The organism is Mesorhizobium sp. M1169 (assembly GCF_040318345.1).
Taxonomy (GTDB): domain Bacteria; phylum Pseudomonadota; class Alphaproteobacteria; order Rhizobiales; family Rhizobiaceae; genus Mesorhizobium.
Genome location: NZ_JAMYME010000025.1, coordinates 46,453 through 63,539, shown reverse-complemented (window position 1 = coordinate 63,539; position 17,087 = coordinate 46,453). Strand labels below are relative to the sequence as shown.

Genomic DNA, 17,087 nt, shown 5'->3' with positions numbered 1-17,087 from the left:
CTGCGCTATTGGTATATAATCCTTGGCTTTTACATTTGAGCTCTGCGCCTGATGCAGCAATCGCACGAACCGGCAGCATTGGTCGAAATGGCCGCCTTCGCGGCAATCGCCGAAGCACGCTCCTTCACCAAGGCGGCTGCTCGCATCGGCCGCGACGCGACGATGCTGTCGCGGCGCCTTGCCTCGCTGGAAGAGCGGTTGGGCGTGCGCCTGCTGCACCGGACGACACGAAGCGTGTCGCTGACCGAGGCGGGTTCGGAATTTCTCGTCCGCGTCCGCACCATCCTGGCTGCGGTCGACGAGGCCGAGGCTGTCGCGTCGGCGCATGCCGGCGGCGGGCCGCGCGGCGTGCTGCGGCTGGCGCTGCCCGGCTCGTTCGGGCGCATGTGGATCGGCCCGCTGCTGCCGCAGTTTCTCACCGAATTTCCCGAAGTCCGTATCGAGGCCGAGTTCTCCAACCGTTTCGTCGATCTCGTCGCCGAGAATTTCGATGTCGCCGTGCGTCTCGGCGCGCTGGAGGATTCGCGGCTGGTGGCGCGCAAGGTCGCGACACGGCGGCGGCTGCTGTGCGCCGCGCCGTCCTACCTCGCCCGCCGGGGCACGCCGACTGCGCCGGAGGCGCTGCTGGAACACAGCTGCCTGGGCTTCTCGGGTTTCCAGACCTTTCCGGCCTGGGAGATGACCGACAGTTCGGGCCGGCGCGTCAGTATCGAGGTCTCCGGGCCGCTGGTCACCGACGATGCCGAGGTACTGGTCGAAGCCGCCGTGCAGGGCGTCGGGCTGATGATGAGCACGGATTGGCTGGTCGGACGCGAGCTCGCCGACGGCCGGCTGGTGCCAGTGCTGGAGGACTGGACGCTTGCCGACGAGGGCGCCGTCTATGTCGTCATGCCTTCGGCCAAGGGGCAAGCCGCCAAGACACGTGCCTTCGCCGACTGGATCGGCAAACGCTTTGCGCCGGTCCCGCCGTGGCGGAGGTGAGGGTGCTGATCCCCCTCGAGGGGGGAGATCACGCGCTCAGCCGCCTCCGCCTCCACCACCCTGCTTGATGAAATGACCGAGCAGATCCATCGGCACCGGAAACACGACCGTCGACGAGCGTTCACCGGCGATGTCATGGAGAGCCTCGAAATAGCGTAGCTGCATGGCCTGCGGTGCTTCGGCCAGCATCTTGCCGGCCTCGACGAGCTTTGCCGCCGCCTGCTGTTCGCCGTCGGCATTGATCACTTTCGCACGCCGCAGCCGTTCCGCCTCGGCCTGCTTGGCGATGGCGCGGACCATGTTCTCGTTGAGGTCGACATGCTTGATCTCGACATCGGAGACCTTGATGCCCCAGGCATCGGTGCGCTGGTCGAGAATCTCCTGGATATCGCTGTTGAGCTTGTCACGTTCGGCCAGCATTTCGTCGAGCTCATGCTTGCCGAGCACCGAGCGCAACGTGGTCTGTGCCAGCTGGTTGGTGGCGGTCATGAAGTCTTCAACCTGGATCACCGCCCGCTCGGCGTCGACGATACGAAAATACAGCACCGCGTTGACCTTCACCGAGACGTTGTCGCGCGAGATCACGTCCTGCGGCGGGACGTCCTGGACCACCACTCGCAGGTCGACCTTCACCATCTGCTGCACGAAAGGGATGAGGATGATAAGGCCGGGGCCCTTGACTCCGGTGAAGCGGCCGAGCGTGAAGACCACGCCGCGCTCATATTCCCGCAGGATGCGAATGGCCGCGGACAGGAACATGACCACGACGAGCGCTGCTGCCAGATAGGCCACATAACCGATGATCATTGCCTTGCTCCATCGCTTCTCACATTGCGGCGCCGTATCGTCAGCACGAGATCCCTGACATCGGCCACCTCGACGCTGTCGCCCACTGCAAGCGGTTCGTCGGCTTTTGCCCGCCAGCGCTCGCCCCGGGCGAGCACGTGGCCCTCGCTGCCCTGCCAGTCGAGGACCTCCGCCGGCAGCCCTTGCATGGCCTGTGCGCCAACACGCGGAACGTTCTTGCGGGCCGCCCACAGATAGCTGCCGGTCAACAGCGCCAGGCCGAGCGTCAGGACGGCGGCGGTGCCGATAACGGCCCACGACATCTCGAAGCCGGGCCCCTCGATCCTGAGCAGCATGGCTGCGCCCAGCAGAAACGCAGCCACGCCTCCCAGCCCAAGGACCACAGTCGGGTTCAAGGCTTCGACGACCAGGAAGATGATGCCAAGCAGCATCAAGGCAAGGCCGGCATAGCTGATCGGCAGGAGATTGAGCGCATAGAGTCCGAGCAGAAGGCAAATCGTGCCGATCACGCCGGGCGCGACCGCGCCCGGGCTCGTGAATTCGAAGACGAGGCCATAGACGCCGACCAGCATCAGGATGACGGCAATATTCGGGTCCGTGATGACGGCGAGAAGCCGGATGAGCCAGCCTGGCTCGAGCGTTTCGACCGGCAGCCCCTTCGTCGCCAATGCCTCTTTTTTGCCGGCGATCTCGACGGTCCGGCCGTCGGCCAGTTGAAGCAGTTCGGTGGTGTCGCGGGCGACGAAGTCGATGACATGCTGCTGCAGCGCCGCGCCGGCCGACAGGCTGGCCGCCTCGCGCACGGCCTTTTCTCCCCATTCCGCATTGCGCCCGCGCAATTCAGCCAGGCTGCGGATCAGGGCAACGGCATCGTTCGTCGCCTTGGCGATCATCGCATCGCCCGCGGGTGCGTTCTTCTTGTCCTTGTCCGCCTCCGGGCCATCGTTCTTGCCGCCGGGAAACGATGGCAGCGGCCCGCCCATCTCGATCGGCGTTGCCGCGCCCAGATTGGTGCCGGGCGCCATCGCCGCCAGATGGGCGGCGTAGAGGATGTAGGTTCCGGCGCTCGCCGCATGCCCGCCGGCCGGCGCGACATAGCCGATGACGGGAACCGGCGAGGCGAGAATGCCGGCGATCATCTCGCGCATGCTGGTGACCAGCCCGCCGGGCGTATCCATCTGCAGGATGAGAGCCTGGGCATTTCGGTCCGCGGCCACCGCCAGCGCTTCCTCGAGCTGCCTGGCACTCGCCGGACCGATGGCGCCGTCTATCTCGACGCGCAACACAATTTTCTCCCGGCCGTCCGCCTCTCCGGTTGCTGAAGAGGGACAAACGGCCGCAACAGCCACGAAAGCCGCGGCAAGCAGGACCGCACGCGCGAGTTTCACGCTCAAAGCTCCACATCTAGGAATATGGGCTGGATTTTGCCGAAATCCATGACGCGGCGCGCGGCGGGTGACGCATCGCACGGTCCTGCTGGATGTCGGCCTGCTCAGCGGCGGCTACGGCACCGTAGAAGCTCCGCCAATCGGGCACGTTCCGCGTCTATGAAAATCCCGACGACATGCTGCGCCATGTCGACGAAGTCGGCGGCCGCACATGAAGGCGACCGGCGGGCTGTCGCCGTCATTCGATCACACCTATGTTTTGCGCATTGGAGCCATCTCTGGCGGGCTTCTATTGCGCGGCGTCCTCCTGGATTGTCTGTTCCTGGATACGGGCGGGTGCCCCGAGACACTGATCGTAGCCGATGGTGCAATTATTCAGACATTCGTTGCGCCCCTGGATGGATTTGACGCTGTTGTAGTCGATCGGCACAGCCTGGCATTTCTTCTGGCACGCCTGGTCCTTCTCGGCGCAATTCGTGCCGTGGCCCTTAGGGTACTTCTTCGTGGTCGCTTCAGCGTTCAATGGCATGACGGCCAGCAGCGCCAGCAGCGTCGGTATCAGTCGGAGCATACGCATGGATCCTCCCTTGCGCGTTAGACCTCTGCACTTGGAGGCAATGTTTGCGCGCCATTTCCGCTGGCCGCATCACCCGTGCGGGGGATGGACGGCAGCGGGGCCGCCGCTAGCCCAGGCAATTTCCCCGTGATCGGTTCTGATCGTCATCGCTCCGGCCGGCAGCCGATCACAAAACGCGACGACGTTCAGGCAGTCATGTCGCGCGCTGGGCACGATCAGGCCGTCATAATCGAGGAAATGCGCGGCCTCGCCGATGTCTTGCGACCTCGGATATTCGGCGTGCTTTTCCTGATACGAAAGCTGCCCGTAGCGCGCGGTGTCGAGGCCAAGGGTCTGCAAGGCTGCCAGGTCGAGCAGTCTGAGCGTCCGGTCCAAAGCAAGATCGATCTCGAAGAGATTGTATCTGACGCGCGAAGGGATCACTGGCTGCCCCCGCGTCAGGTGGAATCTCATCTCGCTCAAGGCACCTTCGCGCTCTTGCGAGGTGTAGAGCACGTCGAACGTTCCATCGTCCCAACGGCCGCCGGAGCTCGAGCACTGGATCGGGCTGCGGCCCTGGCGCACCACACGCCAAACCGTCCCGGAGTATTCGACCGGAACCATTTCCTCGATAGCATCGATGAGCCGACTGTCTCGTCTCATCCGCCCGGCGATCGCCAATTACAGAAAGACCTCGTTCTCAAGCCGGTCGATGACTTTGAGCACGTCGAGGGCGCGGTCGTCGTGAATGAGATCTATCGCCCTTTCACCGTTCAATTGCGGGTGGCGAGCGTAAAGCCAGGTGCGGATATCGCTTGGCTCGTAGAATTCCTGCAGTCGGCCGACGATATAGTGCAGGTCCGACAGAATGAGCTCGCTGCGCGGCTGGGGCTTGATGTCGCCGGCCTTCCACCTCGAAACCGTGGCCTTGGACACGTCGGTGATGTTTGCAATATCGGTTCCCTTGAGGCCGCCAAACGTACCCAATTCGTCCAGGAACCTGGGGACCGCCCGCAACGCCGTGCTCATGCTTTTCTCTCCGGCTGCCGAGCCACTTCGCGTCGGACCAGCCCTTCAATTGCGCTGTCGCATTTCGGTTTCATAAAAGGAAAATATGAAACAGAAATGTTAATGTCAATCACCCGTTCGGTGCGAAGGCCCTGGAGCCAGCACTTCAGGCCTGAAGTAGCGCCAGCTCTTCCGCGCTCAGATGGCGTGCCTTGCCTTTGGCAAGCTCGCCGAGCTGCAATTGGCCGATCGCCACCCGCACCAGGCGCAGCACCTCGATATCGTAGGCGCCAAGCAGCCGGCGGATGTGGCGGTTGCGGCCCTCGTCGGGCACGATCTCCAGCCAGGCGGTGCTGGTGCCGCTTCCACTCGATCGAAAATCAATCGCCTGAATTGCTACAGCGCCCTGTCGCCGGTAATGCCACGGGACAATTTGTTTTGTATAGTCCTTGATGCCACGTGGCCGACGATGGTTCGATGGCTTGGGAAGGGAAGATCATGCGAAGCGGATTGGCGAAATTCGTCGTGGCGGGTTGCGTCGCCGCTCAGGTCGTCCTGCAAGCGGCGCAGCCGGCGTTTGCCGCGCCGTGCGGCTGGACGGCGAAACTGGAGGAAGAGGAGGGCGGCAAAGTGCTGATGGCGTCGGTCTGCGGCGGATCGAATGGCGGCGCCCAGCTGACGCTGGCCTGTTTCGGCAAGCCGACGCTGAGCTATGATTTGGGCGACAGCGGTCCGCAACTGGAACCCGGCATCGCTTCGTTCGCGTTCAAGGCCGGCGGCAAAGCGGTGACCAAGACGCTTCAACTCGAAGAAATGTACAACACCTTCACCGTGGAATTGAGCAGCACCGACCCGCTGTTGGCCCTGCTGCGCTCCAAGGGCGAGGTCACGGTCGCCTCGGGCAAATATGGCGAGAACAGCTTTCCGCTTGCCGGCTCATCCGCCGCCATCGGCAAGGTGCTGGCCCAGTGCGGCAAAGCCAAGGCTTCTTCCGACAATGAAGATTGATGAACCCCTCACATTTCGATTTGAATCACGCGAGACGTTGGTCGCGAACATAGAGCGTGATCCTGCTGATCTCGATCCCTGGACAGGGCTTGTCGAGTTGGAGGCCGAGGAAAGCAGCCTGGACACCGCGGTGTCAGTTCTCTTGCGGGCAATTGATGCTGTATCCGACAGGGAACAGCTTTGGCGGGCAGCTGCCTGACTGTCGAGTCGCCGCCAGCAGTTCAGGCCTGAAGCAGCGCCTGCTCTTCCGCGCTCAGATGGCGTGCCTTGCCTTTGGCAAGGTCGCCGAGTTGCAGAGATCCGATCGCGATCCGCACCAGGCGCAGCACCTCGATATCATGGGCGGCGAGCAGCCGGCGGATATGGCGGTTGCGGCCCTCGTCGAGCACGATTTCCAGCCAGGCGGTGCTGGTGCCGCCGCGCAGCAACTCGATCGAGCGGGCCGCCAGCAATTCTCCGTCGACGGTCGCGCCGGCGCGCAACCGCGCCAGCATGGCCTCGTCGGGCAGCGCGCCGATCTGCACGTGATAGGTCTTGGCGACATGCGAGGCGGGATCGAGCAGGCGCTGCGCGAAGCGCGTGTCGTTGGTCATCAACAGCAGGCCTTCGCTGGCCTTGTCGAGGCGGCCGACGGGCGAGACGAAAGGCAGGTCGAGGCCTGCCAGGCAATCATAGACGGTGCCGCGGTCCTGCGGGTCGTCACGGGTGGTGACCAGCCCGCGCGGCTTGTTGAGCATCAGATAGACCTTGCGCTCGGCGGCGACGCGGCGGCCGTCGACCTCGATGCGATCGCGGCCTGGATCGACGCGAATCGCGCCGTTGCGCACGATCTTGCCGGCGACCCGCACGCGCCCCTCGGAAACCAGAAGCTCGGCCTGCTTGCGCGAGCACAGGCCAAGCTTCGACAGCGCGCGACAGAGGCTGACGCCGGGAGGCTGGGCCCCGCGGGCAGGGCGTTGCCGGGCAATGTTCGGTCGCGGCGACATGATGTTGCCTGTGGATTCTTGTATACGAGCATCCCACTATAGCCGGCCGCCGGCTATGTCCACGGAAGGGAACTGCATATCGTTTGCGTCGTGCGCAGCGGCTGCGAGGACTTGCATGAAAACAGCCATTCGCCTTTGCCTGCTGCTCGCCTTGTTGCCGACATCGCCGGCGCATGCCGGCTGGCAGGCAGTCGAAAAGGTCGAGACCTATGCCATCTCAGGGCAATCCGGCCCGGAGCTCTATGCCTCGATCGGCGGGCGCGGACCGCTGCTCGGCGAACGCCGCGTCATCGCGCATACCAATTTCAAGCTGACCTGGGTGAGGGACTACCAGCCGCAAGGCGACGCCTGCGTGCTGGTGTCGGCGCAGCCGAAGCTGATCATCACCTACACCTTGCCGAAGCCGGCCGCGCGGCTGCCGGGCGCAATCCAGAAGAACTGGGAGGTTTTCGCAGCCGGCCTCGCCGCCCACGAGAAGGTGCACGGCGCCAGCATCGTCGACATGGTGCACAAGATCGAGGCGGCCACCATCGGCCTGACCGTCGCCGATGACCGCGGCTGCAGCAAGATCAGGACCGAAGTGACGAGACGGCTCGCCGGAATCTCGCAGGCACAACGGCAGGCGAGCCGCGATTTCGACCGGGTCGAATTCGGCCCGGGCGGCAAGCTGCGGCAGCTTGTGTTCACGCTGATGACCGGCGGATGACGCTGCGGGGGCGGCGCAGGGCACCACCTTTGCGGCCTCACGCCTGCTCGGTCGGATAGAGCGTCAGGATATTGACGTTGACCCGTGGCGGCTGGCTCACCGCATACAGGATGGCGGCGGCGATGTCCTCGCTTTCCAGCTGCTCCATGTCGCCCAGCCTTTGCTCGACCGCCTGGCGCACATCGGCGCGCATATTCTGGGTGAACTCGGTCTTGACGGCGCCAGGCTCGATGCAGGTGACGCGGATGCCGTCCTTGCCGATCTCGCGGCGCAGCGATTCCGCCATCGCGCTCACCGCGTGCTTGGTGCCGGAATAGACCACCGAAGGGTGGATGTAACGGCCGGTGCCGGACGAGACCACGACGATGTGGCCGGCGCCTTGCCGCTGCATCGACGGCAGTGCCGCATGAATCGGATAAAGCAGGCCCAGGATGTTGACGTCGACCATCCGGCGGTATTCTTCCGGCGTCGTGTTGCGGAACGGCGCCGCGACGCCGACGCCGGCAACGGCAAGCAGAATGTCGAGCCGGCCGTATTCACGCGCGACCCGTTCGACCATCGCCGTGGCTTGCGCTTCGTCGGCGACGTCGACGGCAATCGGCAGCGCCGCGCTGCCGGTCTCACGGATCCGCTTCGCCAGATCGTCCAGCCGCTCGGCGCGCCGCGCGGCAATCGCCAGCGTGGCGCCCTCGGCCGCCAGCGCCAGGGCGGTGGCCTCGCCGATGCCGGAAGAGGCGCCAGTCACCAAGGCGATCTTGCCGCTCAGTTTTCCTGTCTGCATCTTTTTCTCCTGACGCTTTGGACCCGCCGTGAAGCTAGGGCGCCGGCTTTCTGGAACAATGCTGATCGAAAAACCGAATCCACCGTTAGGGTTTTGGCCCCAGCAAGCCCACGTCTGCGCACGAACGGGCCTTGACGCGACCGGAGGTGTTGCGTCTTGATATGGGGGCTGCGGGGCTTCGCATGAAAACAGCTGATCGACTACGTCTGCGGGTGGCTTGTTTGCATGCGACGCTTGCATGCACCCCCGCGATCCTCTCGCGACCGACAGGTCTGAGCGCCAGATGAAGGTCCTCGTCGTCCATTGCCATCCCTGCGCCGACAGCTTCAGCGGCGCGGTGCGCGACACGGTGCTGGAGACGCTTGCCGAAAGCGGTCACCAGGTCCACCTGCTCGACCTCTATGCGACCGGCTTCGATCCGGTCATGCGCACGCAGGAATGGCGCGGTTACCACGACAAGGCGGCGAACCTGCAACCGGTGCACGAACATGCGCAGGAGCTGCTCTGGGCGGAGGCGGTCGTCTTCATCTATCCGACCTGGTGGTATGGCCTGCCGGCGATGCTGAAAGGCTGGCTGGAGCGTGTGCTGGTGCCGGGCTTCGCTTTCGAGATGCCGACGGCACGACGCGGCCCGCGGCCCAAATTGCGGCACATACGCCGGGTGATGGCAATGACCACATGTGGCGCCACGCCGCTGATGTCGTGGATCATGGGACAGCCCGGCCGGCGGACCCTGCTGCGCGGCTTCCGCTCCGTCTGCCATCCGCTGTGCCGGACCAAATTCCTGGCGCTCTACCGGATGGACAGCGTCTCGGCCGCCGGACGCCAGGCACATCTGCAGCGGGTCAGGAAAGCGGTTGCCGGTCTTGGCCGCGCTGATGCCGTTGCCGCCACGGTGCCTGGCTGATCAGCCGGGTGGGCCGTCGCCGGCGCGGGCAATCGCTTTGGACGGGCGATAGCGCCAGGTTGGTGTTGGAGACGGCCAATTATCGAAGTAGGCGCCCCCCTCTGGCCCTGCCGGGCGTTTCTCCCCGTAAACGGCAGGGCAATCGAATATGGACTTGACGGACCCACCTACCGAACGCTGCAACGCCTGAAACGAAAAACCCGCCTCGGAGGCGGGTCGTTGGGAGCCAATTAGCACCACACCCAAATTAGTAGCATAGCTGCCGGCACAAAGCAAGAACAAAATACGCCGTGGCGATAGAAAATCCGAATTCCTGCTCGTCCGAGGTCGCTGCTCAGAACGATTGCAAACTCGTATTCCTTCGCCCCACTTGGCATCTCCCGCAGGGGCAGGGCAAATCGCATGTGGATTCTTACGAAGAAGGGACCCCCACCCCTAACCCCTCCCCACAAGGGGGAGGGAACGCTGCCGCGTGCCTTTACTTCCCCTTGGCGCCGAAAAGCAGGCAATTTGCCGAGGTCGGCGCCGACGGAAGTCTCCCTCCCCCTTGTGGGGAGGGTTAGGGGTGGGGGTCCTTCGTAGAGCGAAAGCCTCCGCTTTCCATCTGCGATAGCCCTGACCATAAACGGAGAGATAGACCCGGCCGCAACGCTGGCGCTATGCTTGCAACGTTGGCGCTTTGCGAAATTGTCGAAGGCGAGGGTCCCTCGCTCCGTCTACAACGACGCCAGCAAGCAGGCATGGGGCGGCGCAAACCCGTGAAGTAAGGGGCTGATTCAAATTTAGGTCTAAAGCGATTGCTCGCCATGACATTGGCAGGGTGGCTGCTCGCCCAACCGAAACCAGCCGGACAGATGAAAGCTGCGCAATGACCATCACCATCTATCACAACCCCGATTGCGGCACTTCGCGAAACGCGCTGGCCATCATCAGGCAGTCCGGCGAGGAGCCTGAGGTGGTCGAATATCTGAAAAATCCGCCGTCGCGCGAAAAGCTCGTCGAGCTGATCGCAGCGATGGGCATGACGCCGCGCCAATTGCTGCGCGAAAAGGGCACGCCCTATGCCGAACTTGGCCTGGGCGATCCGAAGTGGAGCGATGACGAGATCCTCGATTTCATGCTGGCGCATCCGATCCTGATCAACCGGCCGATCGTGGTGACGCCGCTCGGCACCATGCTCGCCCGACCCTCCGAAGCCGTGCTCGATATCCTGCCCAATCCGGATATCGGCCCGTTCACCAAGGAGGACGGCGAGGTCGTCATCGACGCCAGCGGCAAGCGCGTCGGCTAGATATCGTCTTATTTCGATCTTTGTCGAAATTCTCTTGACGTGCAGCGATTCTGGAAATAGCTTATTTCCATGAAACTCGAAAAAGCAGCATCGCAACTTGAAGCCCTCGGCAGCCCGACGCGGTTGCAGCTCTATCGGACGCTGGTGCGGGCGGGCGATGAGGGGCTGCCGGTCGGGCGTATCCAGGACAGATTGGGCATCGCTGCCTCGACGCTGTCGCATCACCTCAAGCGGCTGGTCGACACCGGCCTGGTGACACAGGAGCGCCAGGCGACCACGCTGATCTGCCGGGCCAACTATCCCGCCATGAACGGGCTCATCGGATACCTCGCGGACGAATGCTGCGCCGACGCCACCTGTGCGCCGGCATCGGCGGAAGCGACGGCCAAGACGGCGGCATGATTTTTTTGCCACTATAATTCGAAATTACCGGAAGGATGGAAGACATGGAGATGATCGAAAAACTCCCCGTTGCAGTGATTGGCGCCGGGCCAGTCGGCCTGGCGGCAGCGGTCCACCTCATCGCGCAAGGCATTCCTGTCAAAGTCTACGAAGCCGGCAATGCGGTTGCATCCAACCTCAGGGATTGGGGCCATGTCCGTGTGTTCACGCCCTGGCGCTATTGTGTCGATCAGGCGGCCAGAAACCTGCTCGAGGCGCATGGCTGGCGGATGCCTGAGCCCGAGGCATTCCCGACCGCGGATGATCTCGTCGCGGATTATCTCGGGCCGCTTGCAAAACTTCCGCAATTGTCGCCGTCGATCGAAACCGGCGCCCGGGTCGTCGGCATTTCGCGCTGGGGCGCCGACAAGGTGCTGAGCAAGGGACGCGAGAACCGGCCGTTCATGCTGGCGGTCGAGACTGCCGATAGTACAAGACGCGACAGCGCACGTGCCGTCATCGATGCTTCGGGAACCTGGCAGATGCCGAACCCGCTCGGCGCCGGCGGAATTCCTGCAGAAGGCGAGGCCGAATTTGCCGACCGCATCGGCTACGGCATCCCCGATATTCTCGGCCGCGACCGCAGCCTTTATGCGGGGAAGACGACGCTGGTCGCCGGCTCCGGCCATTCGGCCGCCAATGCGGTGCTGGATCTCGCCAGGCTGGCAAATGTGGAGGCCGGCACCGCTTTCATCTGGACAACGCGCGGCACCGACCTGGTGCGCATCTACGGTGGCGGTGATGCCGACCAATTGCCGGCACGCGGCGAACTCGGCGCCGAAGTGCGCGAACTCGCCGGGAGCGGCGGCGTCAGGCTGGTGACGGGCTTTGCGGCTGTTTCGATCCGCGATGCCAACGGCCGGCTGGTCGTCGAAGGCCAGACCAGGGACGGTTTGCAGGCGCTTGGCCCGGTCGACCGCATCATCGCCGCGACCGGGCAACGCCCGGATCTGTCGCTGACCCGTGAGCTTCGGCTCGAGCTCGATCCATGGCTGGAAAGCGTCAAGGCACTGGGACCGTTGATCGATCCCAACGAGCACTCCTGCGGCGACGTGCCGCCGCACGGCCACCGTGAGCTCAGCCATCCAGAGCAAGGGTTCTACACAGTCGGCATCAAGAGCTATGGCCGCGCACCGACCTTCCTGCTGCTGACCGGGTATGAGCAGGTCCGCTCGGTCGCGGCGGCGATCGCCGGAGACATGGTGGCGGCCGACAATGTCCAGCTCGTGCTGCCCGAGACCGGCGTCTGCACCGTGCCGCGGATCGGCGTGGCCGACAAGGGGTGCTGCGGCGGTCCGGCGCCGGCGGCTTCGAGCGCCTGCTGTGTCGCCGATGCCGAAGCAAAGGCGATCGGCAAAGGCGGCTGTGGCTGCAGCGTCGCGGCATGAGTCTTTCGCCGCCTTCGCCGGCCATCGTGCGCAGCCGCGGCGCGATCATCACCGCGCTTGGCCTGACGCAGATCATGGCGTGGGGGTCTTCCTACTATCTTCCCGCGGTCATCGCGCCGGCAGTCTCCTCCGATACCGGCTGGCCGCTGGCATGGGTTGTCGGCGGCCTGTCTCTCGGCTTGCTCACGGCAGGATTGATCTCTCCGCGCGTCGGCTCGTCGATCGAGCGGCATGGCGGCCGCAACGTTCTGGCGTTCAGCGCCGGATGCATCGGGCTCGGCCAGATCGGGCTGGCTCTTGCCCCTAATCTTGCGGCCTATATCGCGGCCTGGCTGATCGTCGGCCTGGGCATGGGGGCGGGGCTCTACGATGCCGCTTTCGCAACGCTTGGCCGCCGCTACGGCCATGGCGCGCGCTCCGCCATCACCGCGCTGACGCTGTTCGGCGGTTTTGCCAGCACGATCTGCTGGCCGATCTCGGCCTTGCTGCTACACGAGGTCGGCTGGCGCGGCACCTGCCTGGTGTACGCGGCTGTTCAGTTGGTGATTGCGCTGCCGCTCTATCTGGTGATCCTGCCCCGCGAGGCGCCGAAACCGCCAGTCGGGCCAGGATTGCCAGTCGGGCCAGGATTGCCAGTCGCGCCAGGATTGAAAGAGGCCACACCGGCCCGCGAAGGCAATCCCGATCTGTCGATCATGATCGTTCTGGCCGCGACACTTACGCTTGCCGCGGTGATCTCCTCGACGCTGTCGGTGCATCTGCTCACCATCCTGCAAGGCAGCGGCATGGCGCTGGCCGCTGCCGTCGGGCTCGGCGCGCTGGTCGGCCCGTCCCAGGTGGCGGCGCGCGCGATCGAGATGATGATCGCGCGCTACCACCATCCGATTTTCACCAAGTTTGCCTCGGTTACGTTTGTGGCGATCGGCGTTTCGACGCTCTGGGCCGGCATGCCGATCATCCCGCTGGCGCTCGGTTTCTACGGCGCGGGCATCGGTCTCGAATCCATCGCCCCGGGGAACGCTGCCGCTCGCGCTGTTCGGCTCTAACGGCTACGCGAAGCTGATGGGCCGCCTCGCCATGCCGAGCCTGATCGCCCAGGCGGCGGCACCCTCGGCCGGCGCATTGCTGCTGGATCGCTTCGGCCCGCACGGGACGTTGGCCGCGCTTTCAGGCCTTGCGCTGGCCAACGTCATCCTCGCATGCGGCTTGGGCTGGCGGATGCTCCGCCGGCGGCAATCGCAGGTTCAAACCCGATAGGATTTGGCCCTGCGTTCGGCGCCTTCAACTGGAGAGCGGGAGATCTTCCAAGGGATCGACAAGGAAGGACGCGGCGATCAGATCGTCCGCATCGAGGCGCAGTGAGCCTTTGGCGCCGCCCATAATGGCGGCAACCTTTTGAAACGTCTTGATCTCATGCTCGGTAATCTGGGCACTTTGCATTCTGGATTTGAGGTCAGCGACGCGCAGCCCCAAACTGTGGGACATTCCGATTTTACGGTTCGACATGGTAAGATGCTCCTCCCCGGCCCATGTTTGTTTTGCCACCCGCCCTTATTCGTATTTCCTCCGCCTGCCTAAATATGAGGCATCGCGATACAGCGCCCGAACGCCCGATGCAAGGGAAGGTTCCGGCGCGCAGCGGTCACGAAATAATAATAGGTAGGAAGCACGGCCGATGGTCCGGCCGGAGGTAGGACTTAGGTACGACGCCCCGCCGGACAGAGGGCTCCGGTGGCTTAGCGGCTGGCGAGGACCATGCGGTTGCCTTCGCTGTCGCGAAACTCCGCCACCGTGCGGCCCGGCTGCCACGGCGCTTCATGCGCTTCGGTGATGATCTCGACGCCGCCCGCTTTCATGGCCGCGATCATTGCCCCGACATTTTCGTGGACCAGCACCAATACCGGCTCCGCGCCGGGTGCGTCGTCGGCGCGCCTGACAAAATGCAGGTTCGTCACGGCATGCGGAAATGCCAGCTCGATCCAGCGCCAGCCGCCATCGCCCATCTTCTGGTCAGCCATGACCTGGCAGGCGAGATGCCTGGTGTAGAACGCCTTGGCGCGGTCCTGCTCGAACACCGGAAGCTCGGCAAACTGGATATGCATGATCGTCTCTCCTGCTTGATGGCTGCCGCGCAGCCGCCCACGCGGGAAAGACGATACGGGCAACCGAAAAGATTCTTCGGCAATGAGAATCTTTTCAGCGCAGCCGGTCGTCCTTCGTTCATACCAACCAGTCAGGAGACGGTGATGAACTACGCGCTCATTCGGTACGGTGTGAACCAAGCCGACCTGGCAGATAACCGCGTGCTGGTCGAAAAAGTATTTGAAGCGCTGGGCGAGGCGGCACCGCCGACGGTGCGTTATCTTGTGCTCGAGCTGGACGACGGCTCGTTCGTCCACATCGTCGGCCAGGACGGCGATTCGTCGGCGCTGACCGGGCTTGCCGCCTTCAAGGCATTTGCGGAAAACCACGCCCAGCGCCGTTCGACCCCGGCAATGCGATCGCCTGTCAAAGTCATCGGCAACTATCGTATGCTGGCGGATCAGAAAGCCGGGTAGCGCCCGCCATGCCGCTCGCGCAGAAATGGGAAGCTACGCCGAAAATGAACAGGGCGACTTTGGAGGCGATGCTCGTCGGGTTGCGGCCAAGGCTGCATCGCTACTGCGCGCGTATGGCCGGCTCGGTGATCGACGGCGAGGACATCGTCCAGGAGGTCCTGATCAAGGCGCTGCAGGCGATCGACGGGGGTGCGATCGTCGAACGTCCCGAGCAATGGCTGTTTCGCATAGCCCACAATGCCGCGCAGGATCATCTGCGGCGGCGCAATCGGGAAAGGTCGCGCATGACCGAGGCCGACATGAGCGTGATCGAGGATCCCTCCGGCAGCGCCGACAGCCGGCTCGCCGCCCAGACCGGCCTGCGCTCCTTCATGCAGCTTTCGGTGCCGCAGCGCAGCGCCGTGATCCTGGTCGACGTGCTCGGGCTCAGCCTGCATGAGACCTGCGAAGTCACCGGCGCGACGCTCGCCGCCACCAAGGCCGCGCTGCATCGCGGGCGGGCGCAGCTCAAGTTGCTGGCGCTGCAGCCCGAACAGGCGCTTGCGCCGAGGCTCGACGCCGATGACGAGCGCCGGCTGCGGCGCTATGTCGACCTGTTCAACGCGCGCGACTTCGACGCGGTCAGGGCACTGATCGCCGAGGACGTGCGGCTCGACGTCGTCAACCGCGTCCGCCTGCGCGGCAAGGCCGAGGTGTCGACCTATTTCGGCAATTATGCCCGTATCAGCGACTGGACATTGTCGCTCGGCTTCGTCGACGACAGGCCGGCGATCCTGATCCGCCACCCGCAAGCGGCCGACGGCGCGGTGCGCGGCTTCATGCTGGTCGAGTGGCGGAACGATCAGGTCATCCAGATCCGCGACTTCCGCTATGCGCCCTGGTGCCTGGTCGACGCGGAGATCAGGGCCGTGGAGGGGTGAGGAGAGCGCTGGAAATGGTGCGAAATGGCGATCAGGCAGCCTCCTGCTGTTTGACCTAAACGCAATTGCCACATGGCAGCACGTTCTTAGAGCGGTTCCGGTTCTCTTAGAACCGGTAACTCGCTCTAACTATCTGTTTTGCCGCATTTATGCGGACGCCACATGACTCCATTTGGCGGCAGAATCCTCTAGCCGATACGCACGCGGCGCGTCACTTGGCCATTGCTTTCCCAGTATGTGTGTTTCTTGGCTATCAAGGGATCGTCCATCGCCGGTTGAATTTGTCCTGTGGTGCTGACCGCGCGCGAGGTCACGGTGTGTTCTCCAGGAGAGGGATTTGCCCAAGCCAGGGACCATATTTTCCAGGCGTGTTCGGCCTCCTCACTGTGGTCAATGGTCGCTGGTGTCCAAGGCCCTTGATCGATTTGCACTTCGACCCGGTCGATCGGCGCCCCCCAGGCTGCCCCAACGATGCGGTAATCTGAATCTTTCCGGGTAACCTTCGCAGGCGCGGACTTTATCAGCGCTCGCCCGACTGACGTCTCGGCCCATACGGTCTCGCCGTTGTGGTCCTCCTCCCGGATGGTGACATAGTCACGGGCCATCAGAAGGCTCATGAACCGCGTATCGCGAACCTCGATGCGCTTTAGCCACTTGACGTTGGCGATCCCGTACCAGCCTGGCGCAATGAGCCGTACCGGGAAGCCATTGGGCGCCGGCAAGGCGGCCCCGTTCATTTCATAGCAGAGGAGATTGTCGGGGTTCATCGCGTCGGCGAGCGACATGCTACGAGCGAAGTTCTGCTGCATCTTGACGTCGCGTATCGGGATCTCGCCTGTGTCGGTACCGAAAAAGACGACCTCGATGCCCTTCTCCAGAACGCCAGCTTCCTCAAGGATCGGGGCGAGCGGCGTCCCTGCCCAGCGAGCATTGCCGATGCCGCCGGTGAAAAAGGGAAACCCGTGGTTGCCCGAGCATTCCACTGTGAAAACGACCTCCTGCCGCGGTCGCGCCCTGATGTCGGCGAGCGTTAACTCGAGGGGCTTCTTGACCAGGCCTCCGATCTCCATCGACCATGTCTTCTCGTCGATCGTTGGTCGGTTGAAATGCGAGATGCTGAAGAACTTGTCGTTTGGCCTTATCCAGCTATCCAAATCCTCCCAGACAAGCTGCTTCTGGATACCCACCGGATCGGGATTTTCGGTCGGCTGATCCAGCCATCGAATAACTTCCTCGTTCGGCCGTGTTGGAAAAGCGTAAGCCCGGCGCGAGGTATAGAGAGCAGCAATTGCGGCAAGAGCCGCGCTTCCTTGAACAAGAAGTTCTCTGCGCTGAAAATCAGGCATGTTGTTTACCTCCCA

20 protein-coding genes and 3 pseudogenes are annotated in these 17,087 nt (G+C 63.8%); 12 read left to right on the top strand and 11 right to left on the bottom strand.

Annotated elements, in window-relative coordinates:
* The first annotated feature begins 51 nt into the window (after positions 1-51).
* Positions 52-981: a LysR family transcriptional regulator gene (locus NKH41_RS22340; protein ID WP_352770539.1), complete on the top strand. Its 930-nt coding sequence runs from the start codon at positions 52-54 to the stop codon at positions 979-981.
* A 36-nt stretch (positions 982-1,017) separates the two neighbouring features.
* Here NKH41_RS22340 and NKH41_RS22335 read toward each other — a convergent pair whose 3' ends face one another.
* Positions 1,018-1,788, bottom strand: a complete 771-nt coding sequence (locus NKH41_RS22335; RefSeq protein WP_023680344.1) for a slipin family protein — start codon at positions 1,786-1,788, stop codon at positions 1,018-1,020.
* The gene (locus NKH41_RS22330) at positions 1,785-3,176 is read right to left on the bottom strand and encodes an NfeD family protein (RefSeq protein WP_352494412.1); all 1,392 of its coding nucleotides are present in this window, start codon (positions 3,174-3,176) and stop codon (positions 1,785-1,787) included. Before NKH41_RS22330 ends, NKH41_RS22335 begins: the two co-directional genes overlap by 4 nt.
* 88 nt (positions 3,177-3,264) lie before the next feature.
* On the opposite strand from NKH41_RS22330, the pseudogene NKH41_RS22325 reads away from it, so the two are divergent.
* Positions 3,265-3,391, top strand: a pseudogene (locus tag NKH41_RS22325) (HAD family hydrolase); the annotation flags it as partial.
* A gap of 74 nt (positions 3,392-3,465) precedes the next feature.
* Here NKH41_RS22325 and NKH41_RS22320 read toward each other — a convergent pair.
* The 4 genes and pseudogenes from NKH41_RS22320 to NKH41_RS22305 form a co-directional block, all read right to left on the bottom strand.
* Positions 3,466-3,753: a hypothetical protein gene (locus NKH41_RS22320; RefSeq protein WP_352494411.1), complete on the bottom strand. Its 288-nt coding sequence runs from the start codon at positions 3,751-3,753 to the stop codon at positions 3,466-3,468.
* Positions 3,754-3,822: 69 nt separating this feature from the next.
* On the bottom strand, positions 3,823-4,413 hold the full coding sequence (locus tag NKH41_RS22315; protein ID WP_352770543.1) for an RES family NAD+ phosphorylase: 591 nt from the start codon (positions 4,411-4,413) through the stop codon (positions 3,823-3,825).
* Positions 4,414-4,761 (bottom strand): antitoxin Xre/MbcA/ParS toxin-binding domain-containing protein, encoded by a 348-nt coding sequence (locus tag NKH41_RS22310; protein ID WP_023680350.1) that lies wholly within the window; start codon positions 4,759-4,761, stop codon positions 4,414-4,416.
* 145 nt (positions 4,762-4,906) lie between these two features.
* Positions 4,907-5,104 (bottom strand): annotated as a pseudogene (locus NKH41_RS22305) (pseudouridine synthase); the annotation flags it as partial.
* A gap of 134 nt (positions 5,105-5,238) precedes the next feature.
* Here NKH41_RS22305 and NKH41_RS22300 point away from each other — a divergent pair.
* Together NKH41_RS22300 and NKH41_RS22295 are read left to right on the top strand one after the other, a co-directional pair.
* On the top strand, positions 5,239-5,748 hold the full coding sequence (locus tag NKH41_RS22300; RefSeq protein WP_352501243.1) for a hypothetical protein: 510 nt from the start codon (positions 5,239-5,241) through the stop codon (positions 5,746-5,748).
* Complete coding sequence (locus NKH41_RS22295) at positions 5,738-5,947, top strand: hypothetical protein (RefSeq protein WP_352501242.1); 210 nt, start codon at positions 5,738-5,740, stop codon at positions 5,945-5,947. The genes NKH41_RS22300 and NKH41_RS22295 overlap by 11 nt, the downstream gene beginning before the upstream one ends.
* A 22-nt stretch (positions 5,948-5,969) precedes the next feature.
* Here NKH41_RS22295 and NKH41_RS22290 read toward each other — a convergent pair whose 3' ends face one another.
* The gene (locus NKH41_RS22290; protein ID WP_352770545.1) at positions 5,970-6,734 is read right to left on the bottom strand and encodes a pseudouridine synthase; all 765 of its coding nucleotides are present in this window, start codon (positions 6,732-6,734) and stop codon (positions 5,970-5,972) included.
* A gap of 115 nt (positions 6,735-6,849) precedes the next feature.
* On the opposite strand from NKH41_RS22290, the gene NKH41_RS22285 reads away from it, so the two are divergent.
* The gene (locus NKH41_RS22285) at positions 6,850-7,440 is read left to right on the top strand and encodes a DUF922 domain-containing Zn-dependent protease (protein WP_352770547.1); all 591 of its coding nucleotides are present in this window, start codon (positions 6,850-6,852) and stop codon (positions 7,438-7,440) included.
* A gap of 37 nt (positions 7,441-7,477) precedes the next feature.
* On the opposite strand, the gene NKH41_RS22280 is transcribed toward NKH41_RS22285, so the two are convergent.
* Positions 7,478-8,221: an SDR family oxidoreductase gene (locus NKH41_RS22280; protein WP_352770549.1), complete on the bottom strand. Its 744-nt coding sequence runs from the start codon at positions 8,219-8,221 to the stop codon at positions 7,478-7,480.
* Positions 8,222-8,504: 283 nt separating this feature from the next.
* Here NKH41_RS22280 and NKH41_RS22275 point away from each other — a divergent pair, with 283 nt between their 5' ends.
* From NKH41_RS22275 to NKH41_RS22255, 5 genes and pseudogenes are all read left to right on the top strand, one after another.
* Positions 8,505-9,128 (top strand): NAD(P)H-dependent oxidoreductase, encoded by a 624-nt coding sequence (locus tag NKH41_RS22275; protein ID WP_352614374.1) that lies wholly within the window; start codon positions 8,505-8,507, stop codon positions 9,126-9,128.
* A gap of 868 nt (positions 9,129-9,996) precedes the next feature.
* Positions 9,997-10,419, top strand: a complete 423-nt coding sequence (arsC, locus tag NKH41_RS22270; RefSeq protein WP_352770551.1) for an arsenate reductase (glutaredoxin) — start codon at positions 9,997-9,999, stop codon at positions 10,417-10,419.
* A gap of 69 nt (positions 10,420-10,488) precedes the next feature.
* Positions 10,489-10,821, top strand: a complete 333-nt coding sequence (locus NKH41_RS22265; RefSeq protein ID WP_352744163.1) for an ArsR/SmtB family transcription factor — start codon at positions 10,489-10,491, stop codon at positions 10,819-10,821.
* Positions 10,822-10,871: 50 nt separating this feature from the next.
* Positions 10,872-12,248, top strand: coding sequence for an FAD-dependent oxidoreductase (locus NKH41_RS22260; protein WP_502895693.1), 1,377 nt, complete (start codon positions 10,872-10,874; stop codon positions 12,246-12,248).
* Positions 12,245-13,505 (top strand): annotated as a pseudogene (locus NKH41_RS22255) (MFS transporter). The gene NKH41_RS22260 and the pseudogene NKH41_RS22255 overlap by 4 nt, the downstream one beginning before the upstream one ends.
* A 24-nt stretch (positions 13,506-13,529) precedes the next feature.
* Here the strand turns inward: NKH41_RS22255 and NKH41_RS22245 are convergent.
* Both NKH41_RS22245 and NKH41_RS22240 read right to left on the bottom strand, forming a co-directional pair.
* Entirely contained in the window at positions 13,530-13,754 is a 225-nt protein-coding gene (locus tag NKH41_RS22245) for a hypothetical protein (RefSeq protein ID WP_031213090.1), read from the bottom strand.
* Positions 13,755-13,984: 230 nt separating this feature from the next.
* Positions 13,985-14,350 (bottom strand): VOC family protein, encoded by a 366-nt coding sequence (locus NKH41_RS22240; protein WP_352770559.1) that lies wholly within the window; start codon positions 14,348-14,350, stop codon positions 13,985-13,987.
* A gap of 144 nt (positions 14,351-14,494) precedes the next feature.
* On the opposite strand from NKH41_RS22240, the gene NKH41_RS22235 reads away from it, so the two are divergent.
* A complete protein-coding gene (locus NKH41_RS22235) occupies positions 14,495-14,806 on the top strand; it encodes a hypothetical protein (RefSeq protein WP_352770562.1) in 312 nt (103 codons plus the stop codon).
* Between the two features lie 44 nt (positions 14,807-14,850).
* The gene (locus tag NKH41_RS22230) at positions 14,851-15,726 is read left to right on the top strand and encodes a sigma-70 family RNA polymerase sigma factor (RefSeq protein ID WP_352770565.1); all 876 of its coding nucleotides are present in this window, start codon (positions 14,851-14,853) and stop codon (positions 15,724-15,726) included.
* A 188-nt stretch (positions 15,727-15,914) separates the two neighbouring features.
* On the opposite strand, the gene NKH41_RS22225 is transcribed toward NKH41_RS22230, so the two are convergent.
* Complete coding sequence (locus tag NKH41_RS22225; RefSeq protein WP_352934031.1) at positions 15,915-17,072, bottom strand: sulfite oxidase; 1,158 nt, start codon at positions 17,070-17,072, stop codon at positions 15,915-15,917.
* Between the last annotated feature and the right edge of the window lie 15 nt (positions 17,073-17,087).

Coding starts and splice junctions, on each gene's coding strand:
- NKH41_RS22230 (WP_352770565.1), top strand. CDS start 14,851: ATGAACAGGGCGACTTTGGAGGCGATGCTCGTCGGGTTGCGGCCAAGG.
- NKH41_RS22335 (WP_023680344.1), bottom strand. CDS start 1,788: ATGATCATCGGTTATGTGGCCTATCTGGCAGCAGCGCTCGTCGTGGTC.
- NKH41_RS22310 (WP_023680350.1), bottom strand. CDS start 4,761: ATGAGCACGGCGTTGCGGGCGGTCCCCAGGTTCCTGGACGAATTGGGT.
- NKH41_RS22225 (WP_352934031.1), bottom strand. CDS start 17,072: ATGCCTGATTTTCAGCGCAGAGAACTTCTTGTTCAAGGAAGCGCGGCT.
- NKH41_RS22235 (WP_352770562.1), top strand. CDS start 14,495: ATGAACTACGCGCTCATTCGGTACGGTGTGAACCAAGCCGACCTGGCA.
- NKH41_RS22320 (WP_352494411.1), bottom strand. CDS start 3,753: ATGCGTATGCTCCGACTGATACCGACGCTGCTGGCGCTGCTGGCCGTC.
- NKH41_RS22275 (WP_352614374.1), top strand. CDS start 8,505: ATGAAGGTCCTCGTCGTCCATTGCCATCCCTGCGCCGACAGCTTCAGC.
- NKH41_RS22245 (WP_031213090.1), bottom strand. CDS start 13,754: ATGTCGAACCGTAAAATCGGAATGTCCCACAGTTTGGGGCTGCGCGTC.
- NKH41_RS22280 (WP_352770549.1), bottom strand. CDS start 8,221: ATGCAGACAGGAAAACTGAGCGGCAAGATCGCCTTGGTGACTGGCGCC.
- NKH41_RS22240 (WP_352770559.1), bottom strand. CDS start 14,350: ATGCATATCCAGTTTGCCGAGCTTCCGGTGTTCGAGCAGGACCGCGCC.
- NKH41_RS22265 (WP_352744163.1), top strand. CDS start 10,489: ATGAAACTCGAAAAAGCAGCATCGCAACTTGAAGCCCTCGGCAGCCCG.
- NKH41_RS22285 (WP_352770547.1), top strand. CDS start 6,850: ATGAAAACAGCCATTCGCCTTTGCCTGCTGCTCGCCTTGTTGCCGACA.
- arsC (WP_352770551.1), top strand. CDS start 9,997: ATGACCATCACCATCTATCACAACCCCGATTGCGGCACTTCGCGAAAC.
- NKH41_RS22260 (WP_502895693.1), top strand. CDS start 10,872: ATGATCGAAAAACTCCCCGTTGCAGTGATTGGCGCCGGGCCAGTCGGC.
- NKH41_RS22300 (WP_352501243.1), top strand. CDS start 5,239: ATGCGAAGCGGATTGGCGAAATTCGTCGTGGCGGGTTGCGTCGCCGCT.
- NKH41_RS22290 (WP_352770545.1), bottom strand. CDS start 6,734: ATGTCGCCGCGACCGAACATTGCCCGGCAACGCCCTGCCCGCGGGGCC.
- NKH41_RS22295 (WP_352501242.1), top strand. CDS start 5,738: ATGAAGATTGATGAACCCCTCACATTTCGATTTGAATCACGCGAGACG.
- NKH41_RS22340 (WP_352770539.1), top strand. CDS start 52: ATGCAGCAATCGCACGAACCGGCAGCATTGGTCGAAATGGCCGCCTTC.